The sequence below is a fragment of the Bradyrhizobium sp. AUGA SZCCT0177 genome (genome assembly GCF_018130125.1).
Classification (GTDB): domain Bacteria; phylum Pseudomonadota; class Alphaproteobacteria; order Rhizobiales; family Xanthobacteraceae; genus Bradyrhizobium.
The window spans coordinates 1-24,448 of sequence record NZ_JAFCMA010000012.1 but is presented as its reverse complement, the minus strand read 5'-3'; the positions used below and the strand labels follow the sequence as shown (position 1 = coordinate 24,448).

Sequence of the window (24,448 nt, the reverse complement as noted above, 5' to 3'; positions counted from 1 at the left end):
CCACCGGCCGCATCCGGCCGGTGGATTTTTTTGGTTGTCAAGCCGGCCGTTAACACGCTGGCCACGGCTTTCGATTAGGTTTGAGGGATGAGTGATTCGCTCGAACGGCTCTATCAGGCGGTGCTCGCGGCCAGGGATCTCGATCCGGCAATTTCGCGAACGGCGCGGCTGTTTCAGCGCGGCCCGGCCAAGATGGCCAAGAAGCTGGCCGAGGAAGCCATCGAAGTCGTGATCGACGCCGTCAACGGCGATACCGATGCGGTGGTCCGCGAGAGTGCTGATCTTCTCTACAACCTGACCGTTCTGTGGGCGGCCGCCGGCGTCAAGCCCGAGGATGTCTGGCGCGAGATGGCGCGGCGCGAGCTGATGCTCGGCATCGCCGAGAAGCTGCCGAAATCGACGGTCAAGGCGCCCAAAGCGATTCCTGACAAGGAGGCCTCCGCCAAGGCGTTACCCAAAGCGGTGACACCACCTGCGGTTCGGCGGCGAATTGTCGCGCTGGAAGGCCGCAGCCTGCGAAAGCGGCACTAAATCTTCCAAAATTCAGTCGTTTGCCGGCATGGACAAATCCGCTCCATGATGGTTCATGCGGCCATGCTTAAACGATCTTACGACTGGTTCATCGGCGCCGCCGACAAGCCCTACGCGCTCTGGATTTTGGCGGCGGTATCGTTCGCTGAAAGCTCCTTCTTCCCGATCCCTCCCGATGTCATGCTGCTGCCGATGTCGCTGGCGCGGCCGAAGCGGGCATGGTGGTTCGCGACCGTGTGCACGATCGCCTCGGTGGCCGGCGGCGTGGTCGGATATGCGATCGGCGCGTTGCTCTACGACTCGGTCGGGCAGTGGCTGATCAACGTCTATGGTCTCAGCGGCAAGGTCGAAGCGTTCCGGCAGTCCTATGCCGAATGGGGCGCGCTGATCATTATCGGCAAGGGGCTGACCCCGATCCCCTACAAGCTTGTCACGATCACGTCAGGGTTCGCCGGCTACAATATCTGGCTGTTCATCCTGTGCTCGATCATCGCGCGGGGCGGCCGGTTCTTCGTGGTCGCGATCCTGCTCAACCGTTACGGCGACCTCATTCGCAGCGAGCTGGAAAAGCGCCTCGGCCTCTGGGTTGCGATCGGCGCCGCGGTGCTGGTGCTCGGGTTCGTCATTGCGGTCAAATTGGTCTGACCCGCGCGCGGGGCGCTGTGCCGGCCCAAAGGCTTCAGAACACGCCCGCTTCGGGCTACGCTCGCTCCATGCCTGATCGAATCGGCCATCTTTTCAAGTCATTCGGGACGGCGTTCGCGGTCGCTTGCCTCGCGCTGTCGATGCTGGCGCTCGCCTCGGACGCCGGCTGGTCGCAAGGCGCGCCTCAGCCCTCGCTCGGCGTGCAGTCACCGGCCCAGCAGCCGGTGCCGCAAGGACCGGCGCCGCAGCAGATCGAACCGCCGCCGCAGCCGGAAAATCCCGGCCTGATCAACGAAATCGGCAAGCTGCTCGAGAAATCCAAATCGATCCTGCCGAGCCTGAAGAGCCCGGGCGAGTCCGACCCCAACAGCCGCGCCAAGGATACTGAAAAGGATGTTGCAAAGGATACCGGCGACAGCCGGTCGAACCTGGCGCTTCCGTCGATCATGGTCACAGGACGCGCGGCCTGCCTGGTGTCGGCCAATGGCGCGCCGGACTGCAAGGCGGGGGCCGACAAGCTGTGCCAGACCAAGGGTTACAGGGAAGGCAAGAGCCTCGACACCGACGCGGCCGAGAAATGCTCGCCGAAAGTGTTCATCCCGGGCCGCAAGCGCGAACCGGGCGACTGCAAGACCGAAAATTACGTGACGCGCGCGATATGCCAATAGCGTATGATGCGGACCCGCAGGGCCGCGTCTAGAGCGTTTTCCAGCGAAGTGGACATCGGTTCGCGTGAAGAAAACGCGTCAAAACAAGAATCTAGAGCCCCGTTCCGATTCCATCGGAACGGAAAAGGCTCTAGCGCAAAGCGGGCGCCGGTTTTCCCTCGGGACAAACTCGGGAGCGTTTGCCCGGAGATCATGCGCAAAAAAATAGCGCCAAAACGCAATATTTGACACTGGAAAGATTGCCTTGTTGGTATGACGTCTGGCATCTCTTGAGACACCTCTCGGGTTATGCCCAAGCCAGTTCCGGAACACGCATAAGGATTGCTTCGAATGTCCATGCCTGCCTTGTTCAAGGGCCGTCTGTCGATCCCCGTCATCGCTGCGCCGCTGTTCATCATTTCCGTGCCTGATCTCGTGATCGCGCAGTGCAAGGCGGGTGTGGTCGGATCGTTTCCGGCGCTGAACGCGCGGCCGCCGGCGCTGCTCGACGAATGGCTGGCGCGGATCAAGGAAGAACTCGCGGCGCACGACAAGGCGCACCCGGAAGCGCCCTCGGCGCCGTTCGCGGTGAATCAGATCGTGCACAAGTCGAACAACCGGCTCGATCAGGATCTGGCGCTTTGCGAAAAGCACAAGGTGCCGATGATGATCACCTCGCTCGGTGCGCGCGAAGAGCTCAACCAGGCCGCGCATGGCTGGGGCTGCATCGTGTTCCACGACGTCATCAACCAGAAATTCGCGCACAAGGCGGTTGAGAAGGGCGCCGATGGCCTGGTCTTGGTGTCGGCGGGCGCCGGCGGCCATGCCGGCGAGATCTCGCCATTGGCATTCGTGGCCGAGACCAGGCAATGGTTCGACGGTCCGATCGCGTTGTCGGGCGCGATTGCCAACGGCCGGGCCATTCGTGCGGCACGCATACTGGGTGCCGACTTCGCCTATATCGGCTCGGCCTTCATCGCCACGGCGGAGGCCAATGCGGTGGAAGGCTACAAGCAGATGATCACGGCCTCAGGCGCGGAAGACATCGTCTATTCCAACCTGTTCACCGGCGTGCACGGCAACTATCTGAAGCCGTCGATCGTCGCCGCCGGCATGGATCCCGACAATCTGCCGACCTCGGATCCGTCCAAGATGAGTTTCGGCACGGATGCTTCGGGTGAGCGCGCCAAGCCGAAGGCCTGGAAGGAAATCTGGGGCAGCGGCCAGGGCGTCGGCAGCGTGGAAAAAATTCTGCCAGCGGCCGAACTGATCGCAAGGTTCAAGAAGGAATACGCCGAAGCAATCGATCCGCCGCTGTGATGACTTCTCCCTTCTCCCCTTGTGGGAGAAGGTGGCATAGGCGGCCTTCGGCCGCCGTTCTTAGAACGCCGATGCCCTGCATCGGCTATGGCGCCGGATGAGGGGTCTCTATCCTCATCTTCGAACCCTACGGCGAGGAAAGAACCCCTCACCCGTCCGCGATGCTGCGCATCGCCTCCACCCTCTCCCACAAGGGGAGAGGGAAGAAGGCGACGCGCTATCGCCGACGCGCGACCATCACACGTTCAGATTCATCCACACCGCCTTCGGCTCGGTAAAATTCTCGATCGCGGCTGAGCCGTGTTCCCGGCCGAAACCGGAATCGCGCACGCCGCCCCATGGCAAGCGCACGTCGGTATAGCCATAGGTGTTGATCCAGACCGTTCCGGCCTTTGCATTCTTCGCGAAACGCTGCACCCGCCCGATGTCGCGGCTCCACACCCCGGCCGCGAGGCTGTAGGCGGTGCCGTTGGCGATCCGCAGCGCATCGGCTTCATCTCTGAACTTGATAACGCTGACCACCGGACCAAAAATTTCCTCCTGCGAGATGCGCATCTCGTGTTCGACATTGGCGAACACGGCGGGGCTGATGAAATAGCCGCTGGTGCCGACGCGTGTCCCGCCGGTGGTCAGCAGCGCGCCTTCCTGCTGGCCGATATCGACATAATCGAGGATGCTCTTCATCTGCTTTTCGGAAATCACCGGACCCAGCGCCGTGGCGCGATCACCGGGATCGCCGATGCGGATCGACTGGGCGCGTTGCGTCAGCCGTTCGACCACTTCATCGTAGACTTTCTCATGGACCAGCACGCGGGAGCCTGCCGAGCACACCTGCCCGGCGTTGAAGAAGATTCCTGAAGCCGCCGCCTTGCTGGCGGCCTCGATATCGGCGTCGTCGAAGATCACGTTGGCGGACTTGCCGCCGAGTTCGAGCGATACCCGTTTGAAGTTGCCGGCCGCACCGCGCAGGATGCCGCGGCCGACGCCTGGCGAGCCCGTGAACGTGACCTTGTCGACATCAGGATGATTGACCAAGGCGTCGCCGACGACACGGCCGGGGCCGGTCACGATGTTGAGCACGCCCGGCGGCAGGCCGGCTTCCAGCGCCAGTTCGCCGATCCGCAGCGCCGACAGCGAGGTCAGTTCGGCGGGCTTCATCACGATGGTGCAGCCGCAGGCGAGCGCGGGCGCCAGTTTCCACATCCCGATCATCAGCGGAAAATTCCAGGGAACGATCGCCGCGACCACGCCGACCGGCTCGCGCACCGTGTAGGTCAGCGCATCGTCCCGCGTCGAGACCACCTCGCCGTGGATCTTGTCGGCCCAGCCCGCGTAGTAGGTCAGCGTGTCGATGGCGGCCGGAAGGTCCTGCCGCAGCACGCCTGAGATCGGCTTGCCGGCATCCAGGCTTTCGAGTGCTGCGATTTCGTCCGAATGCTTCTTCATCAGTTCTGCAAGACGGAGCAGGATCTGCCCGCGCTCGGAGGCGCGCATGCTGCGCCAGGGGCCTTCGAAGGCCCGGCGGGCCGCGGCGACGGCGCGATCGACGTCGGCCTCGTTGCCTTCGGCCACGGTGGCAATGACCTGTTCGGTGGCTGGATTGAGCGTCTTGAAGGTGCGCCCGGAGATCGAAGGCACGTGCTGGCCGTCGATCAGCAGCAACCGGGGCCTGGCGGCCGCGATCGCAGGCGCCGTCGCGGTGTAATCATATGCAATGGACATCATATTTCCTCCGTTTCTGTATCTCAAACTAGGAGAAAATTCGATGCAGTAAATATGATATGATCTGCCTATGGACCGCAAATATATGCAATCGACTTCATAGGTTGGGAGCAATGCACCACATCGAGATCGAAACCGTCTGGCGATTTCACAAGGAGGGCAGCCCGCAGACAGCCGTGGTGATGCTCGGAATTCTCAACGAGATCCGTAAAACCGGAAAACTCACCAGTGCGGCCACGCACGCCCAACTGTCCTATCGCCATGTCTGGAATCTGGTCGAGCAATGGTCGGATTTCTTTGGCGTGCCGCTGGTCGAGACCCAGCGCGGCAAGGGCACGACGCTGACCGCGTTCGGCGAAAAGCTGGTCTGGGCCGGCGAGCGGATGCAGGCGCGTCTCGGCCCCCAGCTTGAAAACCTGGCGCAGGAGCTCGCGACCGAGATCAAGCCCTTCCTGCACCAGCGTCCGTCCGTGATCCGCGTTCACGCCAGCCATGGCTTTGCGGTCTCGAAGCTGCGCGAACTGCTCGACCGCGAACCCGGTATTGGCGTCGACCTGCGCTATGTCAGCAACCAGAATTCGCTGCTGTCGCTGGCGCAGGGCGCCTGCGATCTCTCCGGCGTGCATTTGCCGCGCGGCGAGTTGCGGGCGCAGGGCATCCGGGCCTGTAAGGAATGGCTCGATCCGCGCGAAGACCGCGTCATCAGTTTCGTGACGCGCGAAATGGGATTGATGGTCAAGCCGGGCAACCCGCTCAAAATTGCATCCATCAAGGATATCGTTGATAGCAAGGCGCGCTTCGTGAACCGCGATCATGATTCCGGAACGCGGCTGCTGTTCGATCAGTTGCTTATCCTGCACAGGATCGACGAAGCGAAAATCAACGGCGCCCAGCAGATGGAATTCACCCACGCGGCGGTCGCCGCCTACGTCGCCAGCGGCATGGCCGATGTGAGCTTTGGCGTCGAGGCGGCCGCACGTCAGTTCGGACTCGATTTCATCCGATTGCTGACCGAGGATTATTTCTTTGTCTGCAAGCGCGCGTTTCTGGAGACCGAGCCGATGCGGCGCGTCATCGACATCATGAAGGGCCGCGAGTTCCAGCGCGAGGTGGCGAGCCTGCCCGGTTATGTCGCGACCAACACGGGTGTGGTCAGCAACGTCAAGGCGTTTTTGGAGAGCGTGGGTAGCGGTGTGGGTTGAGAATGGTATCGTTACGCCCATCCACGCTTGCGACGGACGGGATCGATGACGACCAAACAGGATCTGAGTGCGCGTGTCGCGCTGGTGACGGGTGGCTCGCGCGGCATCGGCGCTGCGATTGCAATGACGCTGGCCGAACTCGGTGCCACGGTCGCGGTCAATTATCGCGAGCGAGCGGATGACGCCGAAGCCGTTGTTGCCAAAATCAAGGCCGGTGGTGGCCGCGCCATCGCCGTTGCCGCCGACGTGTCGCAGGCCGCTGCCGTCGCTAAAATGGTCGAACAGGTCGGACGCGACCTCGGTCCGATCGACATCCTCGTCAACAATGCCGGCATCGCGATCGTGCGCAGCGTCGACGAACTTTCCGAGGCGGATTTCGACCGCACCATCACAGTCAATCTGAAGTCGGTCTTCCTGTGCACCCAGGCCGTGCTTCCCATGATGCGGGCGCGCCAATGGGGCCGCATCGTCAACATCTCCTCGGGTGCCGCGCGCGGCGCCGGCGCCATCGGCCCGCACTACAACGCCTCCAAGGCCGGCATGGAGGGACTGACGCGAGGGTACGCGGCGCGGCTGGTGAAGGAGGGGATCACGGTCAACAATGTGGCGCCGTCGCTGATCGAAACCGACATGATGCGCGGCCGCACTGATCTTGCGCGCAATATTCCGCTGGGCCGGATGGGGCAACCCGAGGAAGTGGCTCAGGCCGTCGCGATGGTGCTCGGCAACGACTACATGACCGGCCAGACCATCATCCTCAACGGCGGCATGGCCTTCATTTGACACGAGGCGTGAGTGCGTTGCGTGCGAATGGCGCACAGGGGTCTGTGCCGCCGAGCTCTCGACTCGCGCGAGCGGAGCGGGCAGAAAAGCGCTTTCCTTCTCAAGGGATCATTGATTGATGGACGCTATCTTTCGCGTGGACGGCAACAGCGTCCTCACCAGCCCCCACGCGGCGGGGCCGTGGGATCCGAGCATGCAGCACGGCTCACCGCCGGCGGCATTGGTGGTCTGGGCAGCAGAGGCCTTGCCGACGCCGGTACCGATGCGGATCGCGCGGGTGACGGTGGATTTGATGCGCCCGGTGCCGGTCGCGCCGCTGACGATCGAGACCGAGATTCTGCGCGAAGGCCGCAAGATCCAGCTCTGCGCGGTAAAACTTCGCGCCAACGGCGTCGTCGTGGTCGCAGCCACGATCTTGAAGATCAAGCTGCAGGCCAACGAATTGCCGCCCGAGGCCGAAATCGAACAGGTCACGCTGCCGGGACCAGAACAATCGCGGGCCGAGCCCGCGGATTTTTCTTCCAGCCCGTTCGTAACCGGCATGTCGCTGCGCGCCGCGCGCGGCCGGTTCGGCGTCCCCGGTCCCGGCGCGATCTGGTATCGCGTCGATCGCCCGATCGTCGAAGGGGCGGCGGTCTCTCAGGCAATGCGCGCGATGGTGGCGGCGGATTTCTGCAACGGCACCTCGGCGGTGCTGGATTTCCGGCAATGGACGTTTCTCAACGCCGACCTCACGGTGAATTTCGCGCGCCAGCCTGTCGGCGACTGGATGCTGCTCGACGCCGAATCCTGGATCGGCCCCGACGGCGCGGGCCTCGCGATGGCGCGGCTGGCCGATGAACGCGGCTATTTCGGCCGCGCCGTCCAGAGCCTGGTGATCGAGCGGCGTTGACGCGAGGGCGATCGGGTGGTCAGCCGATCCGGCTTGGCAAACCGATCAAATTGCCACCACTTTTGCTGATCGCAACCGCTCGCCTGTAACTTCGGGTAGCTCTCGTGTCGCTCTCCGGGCGCCACGCGGTCGCTGAATGAGTTGTCATAATTAATCAACCATTAACCAAATCAGTCCCATCCTTAATTATTCAGTAACCAGGAATGGGTGGATCCACCATGCAGGCAACAGCGGGGGCAACGCGACAATTGGTTCGCATGCGGGGCCGCTCGTATGTCGCCTTCGTGTTCACGCCGGAGATTCCGATTCTTGGCTGGCTCGCGGAGATCGATGCGACACTGGCGCGTTCGCCGGGCTTCTTCGTCGGCAAGCCTGTCGTGCTCGACCTGGCGGCGCTGGACCTCAGCCGCGCGGCCATCACCCACCTCGTCAATAATCTGGAAGAACGCAACATCCGCGTGCTGGGGATCGAGGGCGTGGATGCCGAGAAGCTCACCACCAGCATGCCGCCGCTGCTGACCGGCGGTCGTTCCTGCGTCATCACGCGAACCGAGCCTGCGGAAAAGCCCGAGGAAAAGGTCGAGGCCAAGCCGAAGCCGAACTCGCTGCTGCTCGACAGCCCGGTCCGCTCAGGCCAGTCGATCGTCTTCACCGATGGCGACGTCACCGTGCTGGGCTCGGTAGGCTCAGGCGCGGAAATCGTCGCCGGCGGATCGATCCATGTTTACGGCACGCTGCGCGGCCGGGCGATGGCCGGCGTCAACGGCAATTCGTCGGCCAGGATTTACTGCCAGAAGATCGAGGCGGAACTGCTCGCCATCGACGGCTACTACCAGACTGCTGAAGAAATCGACGCCTCGCTGCGGAATCGCCCGGCCCAGGCCTGGCTGCAAGGCGACACCATGAAAATTACACCGCTGAATTAATCGGCTACGGAGATCAATTATGGCAAAGGTCCTGGTCGTTACATCAGGCAAGGGCGGCGTTGGAAAGACGACGTCCACGGCCGCGCTCGGTGCGGCGCTGGCCCAGGCCGGCGAGAAGGTCGTCGTCATCGACTTCGACGTCGGCCTGCGCAACCTCGATCTGGTGATGGGCGCGGAACGGCGCGTGGTGTTCGACCTCATCAACGTGGTGCAGGGCGTCGCCAAGCTTCAGCAGGCGCTGATCCGCGACAAGCGCCTGGAGAATCTGTGGTTACTGCCAGCTTCCCAGACCAGGGACAAGGACGCGCTGACCGACGAAGGCGTCGGCCGGGTCATCGCTGAGCTGCGGACCAAGTTCGACTGGATCCTGTGCGACAGTCCCGCAGGCATCGAACGCGGCGCGATGCTGGCGATGCGTTATGCGGACGAAGCCGTGATCGTCACCAACCCGGAAGTCTCCTCGGTGCGCGACTCCGACCGCATCATCGGGATGCTCGATTCGAAGACCGTCAAGGCGGAGCAGGGCGAGCGGGTGACCAAGCACATCCTGATCACAAGGTTCGATCCGGTGCGCGCGGCGCGCGGCGAGATGCTCAGCATCGATGACATCCTCGAAATTCTCGCAACCCCGCTGCTCGGCATCATCCCCGAGAGCCAGGATGTGCTTCGCGCCTCGAATGTCGGCTCTCCCGTCACCCTGAACAATGTGGCCAGTGCACCGGCTCGCGCCTATACCGACGCGGTCCGCCGCCTGATGGGCGAAACCGTCGACATGGTCGTGCCGGCCGAACGCAGGGGATTTATGAACCGATTGCTCGGACGGAGGGCGGCATGAGTATGAATCTGCTTCGCCTGTTCAGCGGCCGCAAGGCAACCGCCCCGGTGGCGCGGGAGCGGCTGCAGATTCTGCTGGCGCACGAGCGCGGCCTGCGCGGTCAACCGGACCTGCTGGCGACGCTGCGCGAGGAGATCCTCGCCGTGGTCTCCCGGCACATCCAGCTCGATCCTGACAAGGTCACGGTCAAGCTTGACCGCGGCCCGGCCGTGTCGACGCTCGAAGTCGATATCGAAGTGCCGAATAATTTCGAGAAGACCAAGGCTCACGCTGAAAGGCGAGCAGGGGCGGCTTGATACCGCGATGAGGCCGGGGCCGGGCAATGGCGCTGCGGCGGGGAGCGCCGTTCCCCGCTTGCCGTGAAGCCGGCCGTCCAACGCTGGCCATGTCACCAACGAATTTCCGGCTGCTGGCCGGAAACGGCGCGATGTGATCCGAATTTTCTCCTCCTGGTTCCATCTCCGGGGAACCCCCTGATATCGCCGGAGTTGCCCTCCGTTAGGGGGCCTCATGAACGCAGTCGGAATACCCACGGACAAGGCAAAATCGGGCGTGTGGGGCCTGGACGACATCCTGTCCGGCGGCTTTACGCGTGGCCATCTGTTTCTGCTCGAAGGTGAGCCCGGCACGGGCAAAACCACCATTGCGCTGCAATTCCTGATGGAAGGCGCGCGCGCCGGCGAAAAGTGCCTCTACGTCACGCTGTCTGAAACCGAACGTGAGCTGCGCGAGGGCGCGGCGTCCCATGGCTGGGCGCTCGACGAGCGTATCGACATCTTCGAATTGTTGCCGCCGGAGAGCCTGCTCGATTCCGAACAGCAGCAGAGCCTGCTCTATTCGTCCGATCTCGAACTCGGCGAGACCACCAAGCAGATATTCGAAGCCGTGGAACGCACGCGGCCGGCCCGGGTGGTTCTGGACAGTCTTTCCGAAATCCGGCTCCTGGCGCAAAGTTCGCTGCGGTATCGGCGTCAGATCCTGGCGCTCAAGCATTATTTCGCGAAGTTCAATACCACTGTCGTGCTGCTCGACGATCTGACCGCCGAGGCTGCGGACAAGACCGTTCACAGTGTGGCACACGGCGTGGTGCGGCTGGAGGAGCTGGCGCCGGCCTACGGCGCAGAGCGACGGCGGGCGCGCGTCGTCAAATATCGTGGCGTGAAGTTTCGCGGCGGCTATCATGACGCCACCATCACGACCGGCGGGATGAATATCTTTCCGCGGCTGGTGGCCTCGGAGTTTCGCAGGGCGGTTGAGCGAACCACGATGTCCAGCGGCATCGCGGAGCTCGACAGGCTGCTGGGTGGCGGCGTCGAGTCAGGATCGAGCACCCTGATCCTCGGGCCCGCGGGAACCGGCAAGTCGCTGGCCGCGATTACCTTCATTGTCGCGGCGGTCGCGCGGGGTGAAAGGGCGGCGTTGTTCGTGTTCGACGAAGAACTCGGGCTGTTGTTTTCGCGCATGATCGGGCTCGGCATCAATCTCGAGGAAATGCAGCGCAGCGGCAGCCTGTTCATCGAGCAGGTCGATGCCGCGGAGCTGTCGCCCGGTGAATTCGCCCATCGCGTCCGCAAGCGGGTCGATGACGACCGGATCAAGACGGTCGTGATCGACAGCCTCAACGGCTATCAGGCCGCCATGCCCGAAGAAAATTCCCTGATCCTGCACGTGCATGAATTGCTGCAGTATCTGAACCGCCAGGGTGCTGCGACATTCATGACGGTGGCACAGCATGGACTGATCGGAGATATGAAGGCGCCGGTGGATGTCACGTACCTTGCCGATACGGTTGTGCTGCTACGCTATTTCGAAGCGCTGGGCAGCGTGCGGCGTGCGATGTCGGTCATCAAGAAGCGTACCGGCATGCACGAATCGACGATTCGCGAATATCGCATCGGCAATCGCGGACTGACGATTGGTGAACCGCTGGACGGTTTCCATGGCGTTCTGCGTGGCGTTCCGGTTTATGTCGGCGAAGGGCAGCCCTTGCTGCAGGAACGCCGCTTGTTCGAGGAGCAGCAGCCGTGAAACCGGGCGCATCGTCTGAGCGCGCCGTCATTCTCGCACCGACCGGGCGCGATTCGTCCGTGGCCACTACGCTCATCAGGGAAGCGGGGTATTACGCCAATACCTGCAGCGATCTTGCCGGCTTGATCCATGAGATCGAAAGCGGGGCTGGCCTTGCGGTCGTCGCTGACGAGGCGATCAAGACCGCGGATCTCCGGGGATTGGTAGATTGGCTGGGCAGCCAGCCGCCGTGGTCGGATTTCCCGATCGTGCTGCTGACGCGACAGGGTGGCGGTCCCGAGCGCAATCCGGATGCGATGCGGCTCGGGCAAATCCTGGGCAATGTCACCTTCATCGAGCGCCCTTTCCATCCGACGACGCTTGTCAGCATTGTCGGTTCTGCGGTCCGGGCCAGGCGCCGCCAGTACCAGACGCGCTCGATCCTCGCCGATCTGACCGAAAGCGAAGGCCTGCTGCAGACCGCGCTGAATGCCGGTCATCTCGGGGCGCTTGAACTGCATTTGCCGGAATACAAACTCGAAGCATCGGAAACCTGCGCGCGCTTTTTCGGCCGCAAGCCGGGCGAGTCTTTTACTTTTCAGGATTTGTCGGCTGCGGTTCATCCCGACGACCGGGAGCGCCGTCTTGAAGCCATCGATCAGGCGATCAAGACCGGTGGGGATTACCGCATCGAATATCGGATTATCTGGCCCGACGGCTCGCAGCACTGGGTGGACACCCGCGCCCGCGCGGTACGGTGGCCGGACGGCAGCATCAAGTCGCTGGTCGGCGTCTGCTCCGATATCACCGCGCGCAAGGTTGCGGAAATCGAGCGCGAGGCCCTGCTCGCGCAACTCGCCGCCGAACGCACCGCGCTGGCGGAACTGACGGCGACACTGGAGCAGCGCGTCGAGCAGCGCACCGCCGATCTGATGAAGGAAGTCGCCGCGCGTGAAAAGGCGCAGGAACAGTTACGCCAGGCGCAGAAGATGGAGACGATCGGACAGCTTACCGGCGGCGTGGCGCATGATTTCAACAATTTGCTGATGGCCGTGATGGGTAACCTTGATCTGCTGCGCAAGCGCATGCCCGACGATCCCCGGCTTCACCGCCTGGTCGATGGCGCCATGCAGGGCGCGGAACGGGGTGCGTCATTGACCCAGCGCCTTCTGGCCTTTGCGCGTCAGCAGGATTTGCGCACGGTCTCGGTCGACCTCCGTTCGCTGATTCAGGATATGACCAACCTGCTGGAACGCTCGCTCGGCCCGCGCGTCGCGGTGCGGTTGGACATCAAGGACGGCCTGCCTCCGGCGCGTATCGATCCCAACCAGCTTGAGCTTGCGATCCTCAATCTGGCGATCAACGCGCGTGACGCGATGCCCGACGGCGGTCCGATCGACATCAGGCTGGACGAGCAGAAGATCACCAGGGATGCGGTGTTGAAGCCTGGCCGTTATCTCAGGCTGTCCGTCGTCGATACCGGCACTGGCATGACATCAGAGACACTGGAGCGGGCGATTGAACCCTTCTTTTCGTCCAAGCCACTCGGCAAGGGCACCGGCCTTGGCCTGTCGATGGTGCACGGCCTGGCGGTGCAACTCGGTGGCGCCTTGCGGCTTGCAAGCGCGGTCGGAAAAGGCACCACCGCGACGCTGATACTCCCGATAGCTACCGCTGCACCGGAGGTCGAGGCTCCGGCGCCGGCGACGCAAGGCACCAAACGCTCGGCGGTGATCCTGTTTGTCGACGACGATCCGCTGATTGCCATGTCGACCATGGAGATGCTGGAAGACCTCGGTCACCACGTGATCGGCGCCAATTCGGGCCTGCATGCGCTCGACATTCTCAGGAGCGAGCAGCCGATCGATTTGATGATGACCGATCACGTGATGCCCGGGATGACCGGCATTGAACTCGCGGCTGCGACGCGCCAGGTGCGCCCGTCGCTGCCCATCCTGCTGGCAACAGGTTATGCCGAATTGCCCGAAGGCGCGCAGCTCGATCTGCCGCGGCTTGCAAAACCTTATCACCAGGACCAGTTGCGCGAACGGCTCGATCAGTTGCTGGCGTGAGCCGGAAATTTACCCCACCATCCGGTCGCGGCCGGTCCAGAAGCCTGCCTTCAGCACCTTCTTGTCGACCTTGCCGACGCCGGTCATCGGCAACTCGGTGACGAATTTGATGTGCTTTGGCGCGTGCGCCGAGCCTTTTTTCGTTTTCACGAGATTGATCAACTCATCCGCATTCGGCTTCGCACCTTCGCGCGCCACCACCACCGCGGTGACGGCCTCGCCCCATTTATCGTCGGGAACGCCGACCACGGCGACCATCGCGACATCGGCATGCTGCGACAAGACGTCCTCGACCTCGCGCGGAAAAATGTTGAAGCCGCCGGAGACGATCATGTCCTTCTTGCGGTCGAGGATGAACATATAGCCGCGCTCGTCCTTGCGAGCGATATCGCCGGTATGCAGCCAGCCGCTCTTGAGCGTTTCGGCGGTTTGCTCCGGCCGCTTCCAGTATTCGGCCATCACATGCGGCGCGCGCACGCAGATTTCGCCGGCCTCGCCGGTCGCAACCTCCTGGTCGTTGTCGTCGAGCACCTTGACCTCGCACGCCGAGATCGGGAATCCGCAGGACGTAAACATTTCCGGCGTCTTCGGATCGTGGTCGGCCTTGCGCAGCACCGACACCGGATAGCACTCGGTCTGGCCGTAGAGCTGCGAGAACACCGGCCCGATCCGCTCGATGCCCTCGACGAGGCGGCTCGGCGACATTGCGGATGCGCCATAGAGCACCAATTCGAGCGAGGAGAGGTCGGTCCTGTCGAGCGATGGATGATCGAGCATCACGTAGATCATCGTCGGCACGAACAGCGTAAAATTGATGCGCTCGCGCTCGATGGTCTTGAACACGGCTTCGGGATCGAAACCCTTCAGCATGTGCACGGTGCCGCCGCGCATCAGCGTCGGCAGCACTTTGGTGCCGGCGACATGGCTGATCGGGGCCACCGTGAGATAGCTCGGCCGATCCGGGATTTCGAAGTCCGCCAGGATTGCGCTGGCGGAGCCGCTATTCTCGCGGTGGGTGCGCAATGCGCCCTTGGATTTGCCGGTCGTGCCGCCGGTGTAGTTCAGGGTCGCGATATCGTCGAGGCCGGCAAAGCAGCGTGCCGTGGCGCTGCCGGCAGCCTCGACCGCGGCGAGCAGGTCGGCGCCGTAATCGGCGGGCCCGAGCGTGAACACCGTCTTCAGACCGTTGGCCCTGGCCGCGAGTTCGCCGCCACGGTCGCGAAAGGTGACGCCGTCGACCACCAGCATCTGCGCTTCGGAGTCCTCGAGCTGGAACAGCTGATCGTCGAGCGAGCCCAGCGGATGCAGCCAGGTGATCGAAAGCCGCGACAATTGCGCGGCGACGCCCGCGCACCAGGCGTCGGCGCGGTTGGCGGTGAGGAAAGCGACGCGGGTACCGGGCTCGAAGTTCAGCCGCATGAACACGGCTTGAATGCGGCCGATCAGATCGGTCGTGCCTTGATAGGTGATCGATCCGCCGGGCCAGCTGAACGCGGTCCGCTCCGGGTAACGCGCCAGCGCCCGCAGCGTCTGCTCGCAAGCGACCGGAGACGCGTACAGCGGATTGTTCATCTCAAAATTCCTCCCGCAACTTTTGTAATTGGCCCTTGATCGTGCCAATGTTGATCCTATAGCGTTTTCAAGCGAAGTGGATACCGGTTCGCGTGAAGAAAACGCGTCAAAAAAATAAAGCCGCTAGCACACCAAGGCCACGGCTCAAGTTGCGATGATGCATACATCCGATCTTCTCGCGCGCTTTCAGGATCGTCTCAGCCTGCCGCTGATCGCGGCGCCGATGTTTCTCGTTTCCGGCGTCGAGCTTGTGGTCGCCGCATGCCGCAACGGCGTGATCGGCTCGTTCCCGACGGTGAATTGCCGCAGCCACGAACAGCTCGAAGAATGGCTCAGCGAGATCGAAGGCCGTTTGCAGCGTTATTCGGACGAGAGCGGCAAGCCCGCAGCGCCGATCTGCGCGAACCTGATTGTGCATCGCTCCAATGCGCGGCTGGCGCAGGATCTGGCGGTGCTGCTGCGGCACAAGCCCGAGATCGTCATCACCTCGGTCGGATCGCCGGCACAGGTCGCGGCGCCGTTGCATGATGCCGGCGCGCTTGTCTTCGCCGACGTCGCCAGCATCCGCCACGCCGAACGCGCGGTCGCTGCCGGCGCTGATGGCCTCGTACTGCTGACCGCAGGCGCGGGTGGCCAGACCGGCTGGCTCAATCCGTTCGTGTTCGTGCGTGCGGTGCGCGGCTTCTTCGACGGGCCGCTGGTGCTCGCGGGCGGCATCAGCGACGGACATGCCTTGCGCGCGGCGCAGGCGCTTGGCTGCGACCTCGCCTACATGGGCACCAGGTTCATCGCCACGCGCGAGAGCATGGCGGATCCGAGATACAAGGATATGCTGGTCGCCAGCAGCGCCGACGACATTTTGCTGACCACGGCTTTCACAGGTTTGCAGACCAACATGCTGCGGCCATCAATCGAAGCTGCCGGCCTCGATCCCGACGATCTGCCGGCGCGCGGCGCCATCGATATTGGCAAGGACATCGACATCGGCGCGCGCGAAAACCGCCCAAAGCGCTGGAAAGACATCTGGAGCGCCGGCCATTCCACCTCGGGCGTGACCGAAGTGCTTGGCGTCGATGAACTGGTTGCACGGACGCTAGTCGAGTATCGCGCCGCGGCGGCGAAAATCCAGTTCACCTAGTTCGCCACAAAATACCAATTCTTGTCGTAGTGAACGAGCTGGCTCGGCGGTTTGTCGTCGAACTCGAAGAAGTCTTTGGGATCGCTGCCCGGCGGCACGTGCAGGAAGCCGGTGAAATAGTGTTTCAGGCCGCGCGAGGTCAGGAACAGCACGTAGGTGCCTTCTTTGGCCGTGTCGATGACGATGTCGTTTCCGCCGGCGGAAACCTTGGGCTCGTTTGCGCCCAGCGCGATCATGTATTTGTTGTAGGGGACGTTCGGCCTGAGCTCGCCGGCCTCGACGCGGGCCACGATCCGTTCGCGATCGGCGCGGTGCCAGTGGAAGTTTCGCTGCAGCGCGACCTTCTGCAGTGGTGCGTAGACCAGCAGCGCCAGCGTCGCCGCGCACATCAGGAACGGGATCGCGAATTTTGTCCCGCCCCGTGGGATGCGAAGCAGCAGCGTCGCCGTCCAGAGGCAGCAGCCGAAGAACATCAGCGCCGTCAGCGGCAGGATGCCGAGCAGGACAAAGCCGGACGGCCACTCGGCCATCGACAATTCGAAGGTCGCGAGCAGCAGCGTGCCGATCGAAATGCCCGCGGCCGCCAGCAATGCGGCGCGGACCGACGGCCCGTTCGTGGCGGTCGTCGCTTCCTGGGTTGTTTCCGCCATGCAGGGTTGTTTCTCGTGCCGTTCCCGGATTAACGGGCCGTTAACCAAATCCGCCCCAACAATAGAACCACAGGATAGCCGGCGGCACGGCCGGACCGACCGCAAATAAGGGGGCGCAAGATGGATTTCGATCAGTTTTATGCCAAAACCCCGGCCACCATCGACGAAATCAGGTGGCGGGTGACCCGCGCGCTGGACCGGCACCCGCTCTGCCGCAACGTCGAATTCGACATCCTCAGCATGCCCCGCACCGGCAAAAGCAACTGGACCATCAGCCTGCGTTCGGTCGCCCCCGACGCGCTCTGGGAGGCCTCCGATATCGTGGCCGACATCCAGGAAGCCTACGATCTGGCCGCGGCGGCCTGATTTTTTGCCGATTCGACGCGATTCTCGCGCTTTTCCGGGGGCACTAACCCCTTGAGCGGCATGGTAAAGCCTTAATTACCATCCAGCTTTCGGGCATCCTCGGTAGCGTTTTCGAGCGAGGTGGATACCGGTTCGCGTCAAGAAACGCGTCAAAAATATAAAGACTGGAGCCGACAGGCTCTAGGATCGGCGGAATGGAGACGTTGTTGACCAAAGTCATTACGATCGTTGCGTTGACCTGTTTCCTCGTGGTGGGCGCCGCCGCCACCGCAATTCTCGGCCGCGACAGCCTATTCGCCGTGCATTACGAACTGGCCTCCGTGCCGTCCGCGGTCCAAAACCCGGTCTCCAACAAGGAAAGCAAGAAGGACAAGCTCGCCATCGCGACGATGGCGCTGGCCGCGTTTGAACCGCCGCAGGCCGCCCCCGTACTGAGCGAGCCGCTGCGCCAGGCCTATGCCTCGACCGGGCCGGCCGATCTTGGAATTCCGAAAGTCGCGGCACCCGCCATGGCGCCTGCTGCGGCACCGCCCAAAGCCAAAGCCGCCGCCAAGCCGGCCCCGCAAAAGAACTACGCGCTGCTCAGCGACATCCAGATCGCCGGGATCAAGGAGCGCCTCAAGCTTTCTGCCTCGCAGGAATCTTATTGGCCGCCGGTGGAGACCGCGTTGAAGGCTGTCGCCCGCAAGATTCACGCAAAGCGGCAGGCCGATCCCAATGCGGCGGCCGGCATTCCGATCGATCCCGAGGCTGAAGAAGTCCAGCAGCTGAAATCGGCGGCGATGCCGTTGTTGTTCCAGTTGCGCGAAGACCAGAAGAGCGAAGTGCGCTCGCTCGCCCGCATCATCGGGCTCGAAAAAGTAGCCTCCATGATCTGAGCGATTGCGGCGGCCGCAGCGCACGCCGCCGGTTCCATCGTTTCCACATTTTCCCATATCGGAACATCGGCCCTATCCGCGCGTTTTCCCGCGTGGATCCAAGGAGCCGAACCATGCGCATTTCGACGGCATATTTTGCAGGCGTGGGAACCGTGGTCGCGGCTGTTGTCGCGGGCCTTGGCGGTGGCATGTTGATTTCGAACATCGTCAGCCCGCATGCGCCCAGGATCGAAACGAGCAAGCTTGAGCTGCGGATGTCGGAGAAGCCGATCCCGGCGAAGGCTTCGTCGGAACCGGCACCGAACGTGGCGGCGGTCGCACCGAATGCAGCGCAGAACCAACCGCAGAACGAACCCGTCACGACCACCTCGACCCAGGCGCAGCCCGCTGGAGCTGCAGCGAGCACGCCGCCCGCAGCATCACCACAGCCGACGACCGCCGCACCCGTGACGCAGGCAGCTGCGCCCGAAAAGACAAATCCTGAGCCGATCAGAACGCCCGAAGCCGCTTTTGCCAAAACGCGCGATAGCGATATCAGGGCGCGCGATGCCGACGTGAAGTCACGCGACGCCGATATCAGGCGAGAGGCAAGACGCGCCACTGAGGAGAAGCGCAAGGCTGAGCGTCGTCAGAATTGGGTTGAACGACGCCGGCCGCGGCAGGATCAGGAGCTTCGCGAGGTCGAGGAGAAGGTCCGCGAAGAGACCGAGCCGCGGCAGGTCTTTGCGGCCGAGCCGGCGCGACTCGAGACGCCCCGGATCAGATTGTTCGATCTGGACTGATCGATCTCCTTCCCACGCGTTTTTCGAGCGACGTCGCTGAGCTTCGCTTCTGATTCACTCAGAACCGATGCTCCAGATCGCTTCACCTATCCGCCACGCGATTCCACCACCTTGCGGCAGGGGTCGGACAGTTTCGACTTGTTGTCGCGCAGGCAGGCGTTCATCTGCGGCGGCTTGCCGATATGCTCGGCGCAGAATTTCCCGGCGTCGGAACGGCACGCCATCTGCTCTTGGCGGCTCGGCCCGGATTGGGCTGAGACCAGCGCACTGCCGGCGATCAGAAAGATCAGCGAGACGAGGGCGGTTGCGGCAGGCTTGGATTGTTGAACTGATTTTTTCATGGATCACCTTGGCTGGGGCGTTGACGGGTTGAACGAGCGTTCGCGGAAACTCGTCGAGGCCGGCTGCGCGGTCCATGCCATGTTCATGGCAGCGAAAATTCCCCTGCAAGCGCCCCGCGACGTCGACACACCATCTTCATGGGATGTTGCCGCACGCCGGTCTGGCCCAAGTACCTCTCCACGTCGGCTGCGGTGACCGGTCGGTCCATCGCAAGGCTGCACGGCAAAATAATCAGGAGAGGTTACATGTTGAGGATTTCTGGATGGCTGAGCGCCGGTCTGACCGTGGCGGCGCTTTCGTTTCATACCGGCTCGGCCCAGGCGGCGGTGGTCTATTGCAAGACGGCCGGCGTGCCGCAGGGCTGCGTGGTGCGGCCGACGCCGGTGGCCGCCGCCGTGGTCGCGACGCCCCGCGTCGGCGTGGTTGGAGTCGGCGCGCGCGGCGTCGGTGTCCGCCCCGGCACAGCGTGGAATCGTGGCGGCCCCGTCAACCGCGTCGGGCGGCGCTGAGGCATGATGTTCTTTTTACCTCGCCCCGCTTGCGGGGAGAGGTCGGATCGCATCGCAGATGCGATCCGGGTGAGGGGGTACAGGTCCATCGATAGATCGAGATGGAGGAGAGAGCCCCTCACCCCAACCCTCTCCCCGCAAGAGCGGGGCGAGGGAGAAGTACGCCGCTCTCATGCTCGGTCGATTCAACCATTCGCGTCGCTGTCGGGAAAGCGGTGCGGCAAGGTCAGCCGCACCCGCGTGCCGTCGGCGCCGGATGTCATTTCCAACCCGGCGCCGCAGCGTGCGGCGCGGCTTCTCATGTTGCGCAGGCCGCGTCCCGTTTTGGCGCCCTCGGCGGGTGCTTCGCCATCGGGCGCCAGCGCAAAACCCCTGCCGTCGTCCGCAATCGTGATGCAGCCCTGATCGAGGCCGTCAGGCTCGCGTCGCGTCTCGATGCTGACGGTGATGCGGCGCGCGCGGGCGTGCTTGACTGCATTGGTCAGGGCTTCGTCCAACAGCCGCATGATCTGGATCACGTGCCAGGGCCGCAATTCCGGATGCACCGGCAGGCCCGGCGGCGTGATCAGCCAATCGAGTTCGATATCATGCGGGCGCAGCTGCGCCATGGCGCGCTCGCGCCACGATCCCAGCGCCAGCATGAGGTCGCCGCCGATGTCGTCCATGGAGTCGATGACAAGGCGCAGATCCTTCAGCGCCGCCCGGGCGGCGTCGCCGATACCAGCGCTCGCATCATTGCCGCGTTCGCTGAGCGCCACGATGCTGACGAGCTGGCCGCCGAGGCCATCGTGCAGGTCGCGCATAAGACGGGTGCGCTCGCGGGCCAATGCTGCGGCGCGCGCGCGTTCTTCCTCGCGGGCGAAACTGGCCTTCAATTTGTCTTCGGCCTCGCGCACCTGGGTGACGAGCCGGCCGGCAAAACTGTCGACCTGGTTGAGCGCGCGCGCGAACCGCCAGGTCAGCGCCGCGCCGATCGCCACCAGCATCGCCGAATAGGATAATCGCGAGAAGAAGATGCGTCTATCAGCGACGATCTGCAGCACGGAGAGCATGTCGTGGATCCAGCTGGTCAGCACGATGGTGACCGCGCAGCCCAGCAGGATGCTGGCGGCGTCCTGCCGCCGCAGCACCGCATTCCCTGATATCAGCGCCATCATCGCAAGACAAAGCCCGACGGTCGGCGTGCCGATGAACAGATACAGCGACCGGACCGAGGCCTGGCCGCCGATCAGGCCGGCAGCGGCAAGGATCACGCTGGGAGCGAAGATGACCGCGCCCCAGCGCGGCCATTTGCGGCCAAAAAACAAAATGCCAAAGGCCAGAACAAGCCCGCTCTCGAGCGGCGCGGAAGCGATCGCGATGGAATTGAGCGTGGCGTAGCGGGACTCGTCGAGCGGGGTCGACAGGAATGCCTGCAGGACGCCGACCGCCATCGCCGCCGCCAGCATGCCGTAAGCCGGTTCATGCCGTCGCATCACCCACATGATCGTCAGAATCACCGCGAGGATCGCTTGCCAGGCCGAAAACACGATCGGCAAAGTGACGAACAGCAGCGCCCGCCGGTCGTAATAGGGACGAACGACATCGTCAGGTCCAACGTAGGGCGTGTCGAGAAACGCCGAGATCGGGCCCCACACCAGCACGCGAATGGTGAGTTCGTTCGAACCGCCGTGCAGCAGCGCTGACGGAATCACGGCGATCTGCGGCGTGGAGCGGTCAGGCCGGTTGGCGACCGGATCGCGCCTCGTGTCCAGCACCACGACGCCGTTGACGGCGACTTCGGCGGCATTGGTGAAGCGCGGCAGATAGATCGACCAGGCGCGTGGCGGTTGCTCGGCCGGAAATGTGAACCGGCCGGAATAGGTTGGCTGATCGTCGGCGGGCGACCGCGCGCTGGCGAAGTGCGGCGACGTGACGGACCGCTCGGTGTCGCCTTGCCTCAGCCTGAACTCGGTCACGGCATAATTTTCAGGCGGCGCGGGCAGCGGCTGTCGCAGGATGAAGCCGCAGGCGGCGGCGATCAGCACCTGCAGCAGCACATATTGCAGCAGGCGGGAGACCTGCAGCCGCCGGCGCACCTCGCCGGGAGGCGCCTCGATTGCGGCGTCCTCGGTCACAGCCGGATCAGGCCTTGCTGCACCGCCTCGAACACCGCTTCGCCCCGGGTGTGCACTTCGAGCTTGCGATAGATGCTCTTGATGTGCCCGGGCACGGTCTGCCGCGACAGGCCGAGATGGCCCGCGATTTCGGCGTAGCTAAAACCCTTGGCGATGCCCCAGAGGATATCGATCTCGCGCGGGGTCAATTTGGCGGTGTTGAGTGGCGGGCCGGGCGGCGGCTCCGGATTGTTCTGGGTCCGGCGCACGATGAAACGCGCGATCGAGGCCGAGATCGGCGAATGCCCGGCCACGAGGTCGCGGACGGTGGCCGCGATGTCGGTCGGAAACGCGTCCTTGAGCAAATAGCCGGTGGCGCCGACGGTGATCGCCGAGATCACGCTCTCCTCGTCGCCGAGGATCGATATCACCATGATTTCGGTGTCGGGAAAGCGCTGGCGCGTCTCTCGGATCAGATCGATGCCATGCCCGTCAGGCAATTGCAGATCGGTCAGCAGCACCTTTGGCGCGCCCTGCGCCAGGCCGGCCCTGGCCTCGGCCAGCGTCGCCGCCGCGCGCACCTGATAGCCGGCCTTGGTCAGCGCATCCTGCAGCCGCCACAACGTCGGCGCGTCGTCTTCGACCAGCAAAACGGAAATGGCCTGCGAAAGCGGTTCGTCGCTCAACGGCGTCATGGAATTGGCTCCGGCCGCCTGTCCCCGCGCGGCCCTGCGCCAGTTTAACCGTTCGAGGGGGATTTGGGACAGCCATGTTTATGGGGGAGGTCACATAGGGGAGGGACCATACCCCTCCCCGGTGAACCTGCGGGGCCAAACCGTTAAGTTGCGGGATAAAAAAGTAATCCGGTTGCAAGGAACGCGCCCCACACTTCGAGGCAGCTCATCAGGGACCGGATCAGGGATCCTTTCCACGTGACGCCCAAAAATGAAATCCAGGCCGATCGGATCCGAAAATACCTCGGTCATTTGACGTCGCATGCGCGCAGCAGCCTGCTCGTCGAAATCGAGCGGATGCAGATGTATGACGAGGACATTTCGGGCTTCGAAATCATCCTGGCAGAACTGCGCGCCGAGTTTCGCAAGAGCGGCGAGACGCACAACCGGATCGGCAATCCGTCGCGCTACTTCTTCAAGCCGATCGAAGCGTTGTTCGTCGACCGCTCGCCCGAGCGCGCCAATTCCGGCCAGATATCGCGCGGGTCGCTGTCGGCGATCAGGGAATGGATCAACCAGGATCAGCTGCCGTCGATGGCGCGCGATTATTGCGAGCAGATGAAGCAGCTGATCGTGAAGGACAATCCGGACGAAGCCAAGCTGATCGTCGCCGGCTTCCAGTCCAAGGTAGTCAAGACGATCGAGGGGCTTCTCGGCTCCGAGCAGGGCGTTGCCGACGTACGAAGAGCTCTTGGCCAGTATACCGGCTCCCGCGCCAGCTTTGACGATCTCAAGAAGATCCTGCTGGCCTTGCGGCTCCGCGACGCCATCGTCGCCTTCAATGAAGCGCTGCCAGCCAAGGTGGATGATTTCGACGGCGAGGCGCTTTCCAGGATACGCGGTCATCTCGACACGTTCGCGGCGAAACATCCCGAAGCGATGCCGTTTGCCCTGACCATGGTGACGAAGCACCTCAAGGTGCCATGGCAACTGGCCCGTCTCGCGACCAGGTCGGCGCGCAGCAAGAATGCCGCCGAGATCGCGGCGACCCGCTATGCGATCAGCATCGCCATGGTGCTCGACCATCTCGACGACCAACGAATAAAGCTGAGCCACGCTTTGAAGCGCAACCGCATTTCGATCGCCAGGGACATTCTCACCGACGTCTACGATATCGAACACGTGCTGCGGACCTCGATCGATCGCATCGACCAGACCGATTGGGGACGAAAGCTCGACGCCGTGATGGCCGCGGTAGCGTCCGATTTGAAGGCTGAGCTGCAGTCCCTGCCGGGAAATCTCCACCACGTCCTTGAATCGCACACGCTGCATCGTCATCACGCCGAGCCGGTGGGACTGGCGTTCCTGGTGCAGAAGGGACGCAATTTGATCGGGCTTGGGCAGAGGTAGGATGGGCTGATCCCTCCCGCGGACCCATCAGCATCGATGCACCCGCGACATTCTGACCCGACGGTCAAATCAATTCTGGTTTCCGGAATTCGTGTCAAGCCCCGAAATAAAAAATATTTCTGTTTACCAGAAGGAAAATCAGGTGCACATATATCGCCATCCCGTCCCTCTCAGAGGGCGTCGGCCGTCGTCACGGACGTTGGACGGGTTGCGGTGGACGCTGGTTTACGCTGAGACGACGGCGTGGACTAAGCGTACGGCAAAACCGTGTGGTCCTGGCACCCGTTGCAGGTGTCAAGCTGTCGGGTAGGCGAGAGCTGAACGGCAGCGACGGAGTCAACCAAGAACTCGTCTCCGGGGAGAGCACGGCATAAGCCGTAAAGCCATTGCGCAGGGAAGGCCGGGTGTTCTCCGCTGCCCTGTATGCTCGTGTGCAGCCTACTTAGTGC

24 protein-coding genes are annotated in these 24,448 nt (G+C 63.3%); 18 read left to right on the top strand and 6 right to left on the bottom strand.

Going from position 1 to position 24,448, the window contains the following annotated elements:
* The first annotated feature begins 87 nt into the window (after positions 1 to 87).
* The 4 genes from hisE (at position 88) to JQ597_RS15740 (ending at position 3,143) form a co-directional block, all read left to right on the top strand.
* Positions 88 to 531 carry a phosphoribosyl-ATP diphosphatase gene (hisE, locus tag JQ597_RS15755; protein WP_212265183.1) on the top strand — a complete coding sequence of 148 codons (444 nt, stop codon included), beginning with the start codon at positions 88 to 90 and terminating at the stop codon, positions 529 to 531.
* 45 nt (positions 532 to 576) lie between these two features.
* Entirely contained in the window at positions 577 to 1,176 is a 600-nt protein-coding gene (locus tag JQ597_RS15750) for a YqaA family protein (RefSeq protein ID WP_212265182.1), read from the top strand.
* Between the two features lie 68 nt (positions 1,177 to 1,244).
* A complete protein-coding gene (locus tag JQ597_RS15745) occupies positions 1,245 to 1,844 on the top strand; it encodes a hypothetical protein (protein ID WP_249147897.1) in 600 nt (199 codons plus the stop codon).
* 330 nt (positions 1,845 to 2,174) lie between these two features.
* Entirely contained in the window at positions 2,175 to 3,143 is a 969-nt protein-coding gene (locus JQ597_RS15740) for an NAD(P)H-dependent flavin oxidoreductase (RefSeq protein ID WP_212265181.1), read from the top strand.
* A gap of 237 nt (positions 3,144 to 3,380) precedes the next feature.
* Here the strand turns inward: JQ597_RS15740 and JQ597_RS15735 are convergent, their stop codons facing one another.
* Positions 3,381 to 4,865 carry an aldehyde dehydrogenase family protein gene (locus JQ597_RS15735; protein WP_212265180.1) on the bottom strand — a complete coding sequence of 495 codons (1,485 nt, stop codon included), beginning with the start codon at positions 4,863 to 4,865 and terminating at the stop codon, positions 3,381 to 3,383.
* Positions 4,866 to 4,978: 113 nt separating this feature from the next.
* Here JQ597_RS15735 and JQ597_RS15730 point away from each other — a divergent pair, with 113 nt between their 5' ends.
* The 8 genes from JQ597_RS15730 to JQ597_RS15695 all read left to right on the top strand — a co-directional run bounded on the left by JQ597_RS15730 (position 4,979) and on the right by JQ597_RS15695 (position 13,582).
* On the top strand, positions 4,979 to 6,067 hold the full coding sequence (locus JQ597_RS15730; protein WP_212265179.1) for a substrate-binding domain-containing protein: 1,089 nt from the start codon (positions 4,979 to 4,981) through the stop codon (positions 6,065 to 6,067).
* A 45-nt stretch (positions 6,068 to 6,112) separates the two neighbouring features.
* Entirely contained in the window at positions 6,113 to 6,850 is a 738-nt protein-coding gene (locus tag JQ597_RS15725; RefSeq protein WP_212265178.1) for an SDR family NAD(P)-dependent oxidoreductase, read from the top strand.
* A 118-nt stretch (positions 6,851 to 6,968) separates the two neighbouring features.
* Entirely contained in the window at positions 6,969 to 7,742 is a 774-nt protein-coding gene (locus tag JQ597_RS15720; protein WP_212265177.1) for a thioesterase family protein, read from the top strand.
* 218 nt (positions 7,743 to 7,960) lie between these two features.
* Positions 7,961 to 8,668 (top strand): septum site-determining protein MinC, encoded by a 708-nt coding sequence (gene minC, locus JQ597_RS15715; RefSeq protein WP_212265176.1) that lies wholly within the window; start codon positions 7,961 to 7,963, stop codon positions 8,666 to 8,668.
* Between the two features lie 19 nt (positions 8,669 to 8,687).
* Complete coding sequence (gene minD / locus JQ597_RS15710; protein WP_192735279.1) at positions 8,688 to 9,503, top strand: septum site-determining protein MinD; 816 nt, start codon at positions 8,688 to 8,690, stop codon at positions 9,501 to 9,503.
* A complete protein-coding gene (gene minE / locus JQ597_RS15705) occupies positions 9,500 to 9,799 on the top strand; it encodes a cell division topological specificity factor MinE (RefSeq protein ID WP_212036347.1) in 300 nt (99 codons plus the stop codon). The genes minD and minE overlap by 4 nt, the downstream gene beginning before the upstream one ends.
* 214 nt (positions 9,800 to 10,013) lie before the next feature.
* On the top strand, positions 10,014 to 11,531 hold the full coding sequence (locus tag JQ597_RS15700; RefSeq protein WP_212265175.1) for an ATPase domain-containing protein: 1,518 nt from the start codon (positions 10,014 to 10,016) through the stop codon (positions 11,529 to 11,531).
* 59 nt (positions 11,532 to 11,590) lie between these two features.
* Positions 11,591 to 13,582 carry an ATP-binding protein gene (locus JQ597_RS15695; RefSeq protein ID WP_349628836.1) on the top strand — a complete coding sequence of 664 codons (1,992 nt, stop codon included), beginning with the start codon at positions 11,591 to 11,593 and terminating at the stop codon, positions 13,580 to 13,582.
* A 9-nt stretch (positions 13,583 to 13,591) separates the two neighbouring features.
* Here the strand turns inward: JQ597_RS15695 and JQ597_RS15690 are convergent, their stop codons facing one another.
* A complete protein-coding gene (locus tag JQ597_RS15690) occupies positions 13,592 to 15,154 on the bottom strand; it encodes an AMP-binding protein (protein WP_212265173.1) in 1,563 nt (520 codons plus the stop codon).
* A gap of 157 nt (positions 15,155 to 15,311) precedes the next feature.
* Here JQ597_RS15690 and JQ597_RS15685 point away from each other — a divergent pair, with 157 nt between their 5' ends.
* Entirely contained in the window at positions 15,312 to 16,292 is a 981-nt protein-coding gene (locus tag JQ597_RS15685) for an NAD(P)H-dependent flavin oxidoreductase (protein ID WP_212265172.1), read from the top strand.
* On the opposite strand, the gene JQ597_RS15680 is transcribed toward JQ597_RS15685, so the two are convergent.
* Positions 16,289 to 16,942: a hypothetical protein gene (locus JQ597_RS15680; protein WP_212265171.1), complete on the bottom strand. Its 654-nt coding sequence runs from the start codon at positions 16,940 to 16,942 to the stop codon at positions 16,289 to 16,291. The two genes, JQ597_RS15685 and JQ597_RS15680, sit on opposite strands and share 4 nt — an antisense overlap.
* A 120-nt stretch (positions 16,943 to 17,062) precedes the next feature.
* On the opposite strand from JQ597_RS15680, the gene JQ597_RS15675 reads away from it, so the two are divergent.
* From JQ597_RS15675 to JQ597_RS15665, 3 genes are all read left to right on the top strand, one after another.
* Complete coding sequence (locus JQ597_RS15675) at positions 17,063 to 17,308, top strand: hypothetical protein (protein WP_212265170.1); 246 nt, start codon at positions 17,063 to 17,065, stop codon at positions 17,306 to 17,308.
* A gap of 206 nt (positions 17,309 to 17,514) precedes the next feature.
* Positions 17,515 to 18,186 (top strand): hypothetical protein, encoded by a 672-nt coding sequence (locus JQ597_RS15670; RefSeq protein ID WP_212265169.1) that lies wholly within the window; start codon positions 17,515 to 17,517, stop codon positions 18,184 to 18,186.
* A gap of 113 nt (positions 18,187 to 18,299) precedes the next feature.
* On the top strand, positions 18,300 to 18,968 hold the full coding sequence (locus JQ597_RS15665) for a hypothetical protein (RefSeq protein WP_212265168.1): 669 nt from the start codon (positions 18,300 to 18,302) through the stop codon (positions 18,966 to 18,968).
* A gap of 86 nt (positions 18,969 to 19,054) precedes the next feature.
* On the opposite strand, the gene JQ597_RS15660 is transcribed toward JQ597_RS15665, so the two are convergent.
* Complete coding sequence (locus JQ597_RS15660; protein WP_212265167.1) at positions 19,055 to 19,309, bottom strand: cysteine rich repeat-containing protein; 255 nt, start codon at positions 19,307 to 19,309, stop codon at positions 19,055 to 19,057.
* Positions 19,310 to 19,555: 246 nt separating this feature from the next.
* Here JQ597_RS15660 and JQ597_RS15655 point away from each other — a divergent pair, with 246 nt between their 5' ends.
* Complete coding sequence (locus JQ597_RS15655; protein WP_212265166.1) at positions 19,556 to 19,819, top strand: hypothetical protein; 264 nt, start codon at positions 19,556 to 19,558, stop codon at positions 19,817 to 19,819.
* A 185-nt stretch (positions 19,820 to 20,004) separates the two neighbouring features.
* On the opposite strand, the gene JQ597_RS15650 is transcribed toward JQ597_RS15655, so the two are convergent.
* Both JQ597_RS15650 and JQ597_RS15645 read right to left on the bottom strand, forming a co-directional pair.
* The gene (locus tag JQ597_RS15650) at positions 20,005 to 21,936 is read right to left on the bottom strand and encodes a sensor histidine kinase (protein WP_349628835.1); all 1,932 of its coding nucleotides are present in this window, start codon (positions 21,934 to 21,936) and stop codon (positions 20,005 to 20,007) included.
* The gene (locus JQ597_RS15645) at positions 21,933 to 22,610 is read right to left on the bottom strand and encodes a response regulator transcription factor (RefSeq protein WP_212265165.1); all 678 of its coding nucleotides are present in this window, start codon (positions 22,608 to 22,610) and stop codon (positions 21,933 to 21,935) included. Before JQ597_RS15645 ends, JQ597_RS15650 begins: the two co-directional genes overlap by 4 nt.
* A 237-nt stretch (positions 22,611 to 22,847) precedes the next feature.
* On the opposite strand from JQ597_RS15645, the gene JQ597_RS15640 reads away from it, so the two are divergent.
* Positions 22,848 to 23,999, top strand: a complete 1,152-nt coding sequence (locus tag JQ597_RS15640; RefSeq protein ID WP_212265164.1) for a hypothetical protein — start codon at positions 22,848 to 22,850, stop codon at positions 23,997 to 23,999.
* Positions 24,000 to 24,448 lie beyond the last annotated feature (449 nt).